This is a genomic window from Celeribacter marinus, from assembly GCF_965656515.1.
Classification (GTDB): Bacteria; Pseudomonadota; Alphaproteobacteria; order Rhodobacterales; family Rhodobacteraceae; genus Celeribacter; species Celeribacter marinus_D.
In genome coordinates this window covers 1-1,458 of the sequence record NZ_CBFHKW010000116.1, presented here as the reverse complement: position 1 = coordinate 1,458, position 1,458 = coordinate 1, and the positions used below count along the sequence as shown (strand labels likewise).

General features: G+C 56.8%; 2 protein-coding genes and 1 pseudogene. All 3 read right to left on the bottom strand.

Annotation, left to right across the window (positions count from 1 at the left end; translation table 11 throughout):
* Window positions 1-266 (bottom strand): annotated as a pseudogene (locus ACTG34_RS13725) (isomerase); the annotation flags it as partial.
* Window positions 263-910, bottom strand: coding sequence for a 3-oxo-tetronate 4-phosphate decarboxylase (gene otnC / locus ACTG34_RS13720; protein ID WP_062217876.1), 648 nt, complete (start codon window positions 908-910; stop codon window positions 263-265). The pseudogene ACTG34_RS13725 and the gene otnC, both read right to left, overlap by 4 nt.
* Window positions 907-1,458, bottom strand: a 552-nt coding sequence (locus tag ACTG34_RS13715) for a nucleotide-binding domain containing protein (RefSeq protein ID WP_439105427.1), incomplete at its 5' end; no start/stop codon positions are given. The genes ACTG34_RS13715 and otnC, both read right to left, overlap by 4 nt.

Genomic DNA, 1,458 nt, shown 5'->3' with positions numbered 1-1,458 from the left:
TCGTCAATCGCGGCGCGGGCGTCAACTTCGCGTCCAACCAGTGCCGCCAATCCGTTTTCTCCCTGTGCTACATCTCCGCGCCGCGTGTTGAGGCCGAGCATTTTAAGGCCAGTTTCGTCTAACGCGGCCTTCACATCTTGCGCGCTGTTGTCGTAGGGCCAGTGGCATTCAATAGCGTCAAATCCCGCGGCGTGCGCGGCGCGAATTGCATCGGGTAACGCCAGTTCGGTCCAAAGAAATCCCAAGTTTGCAGAGAATTGCGTCATGCATCCCACTCCACGTCAAATTTAGTGACAACGGCGCCGATTTGTTCGGCGGTTAGAATGCGCGCGTCTATATTGCGCATCATAAGGGCGAGTTTGGCGGTTTCTTCCAACTCTTCGATGGCGTTGCATGCGGCCTCGACATCTTTGCCCGCGACAACAGGCCCGTGATTGGCAAGCATCACTGCCGAGCGTTTGCCCGCCAACCCGCGCACTGCATGACCCATTGCGGGATCACCCGGGAGAAAAAACGGGAGGAGTTTGACGCGCCCAAGCTTCATAATGCCGTAGGGTGTGAACGGAGGCAGAAAATCATCCTCATTTGCGTCAGGTGTCATGGATAACGCCACCGAGTGACACGAATGTAGGTGGACCACGGCGCCTGCGGTGCTGCGCGTCTCATAGAAGGCGGAATGCAGAGGCATTTCCTTTGTCGGCTGGTCGCCTGAAATCAATCGTCCGCGCGCGTCAAAGCGACTGAGGCGCGCAGGATCAAGGCGTCCAAAACTTGTCCCTGTTGGAGAGACTAAAAGCCCGCCATCATCCGTGCGTGCCGAGATATTTCCTGTGTTTCCATGGGTTAGGCCACGATCGAATAGAGACTTGGCCAACATGCAAATTTGATCGCGTAGGGCAGTTTCGGTCATACATCACCTGAAAGAACGGAGTTGGCTTTTTCAAAGAAGTCTTTAGCGCCAAAGTTACCCGACTTTAGGGCCACCACAAGAGACTCGCTTGCCCGAAGGGCCGGAACGCCGGGGTCGATCTCGGGGCCTATTTCGAGCGTTTTCAGTGAAAGACCTTCGACAATGGCCCCGGAGGTCTCACCGCCTGCTGTTATTACGCGCGTAACGCCGCGCTCTACACAGATGCGGGCGACATCGGCAAAGAAGCCCTCCAAAGCCGTAGCGGACTTTTCGCGTCCGAACGTTGTTTGGACCTGTTTCACGACTTCGGGATCAGCGGAACTAAAGGCGAGGGGGAGACCGTCTTGGGACAATAGCCACTCCGCCATATCAAGCGCGCTAAGGCGTCCCTCGATCACATCCGCCGCATTGATTTCGCGGGTTGGGCTATGGGTGGCGTGATGTGCGACCTGTTCGCGTGTTGCGATGGAGCACGATCCAGAGAGTGCAATGGCTTTGCCCGCTTGTCCGGTCCATGCCACTGGTGACGCGGTACACCCGAAATTTGC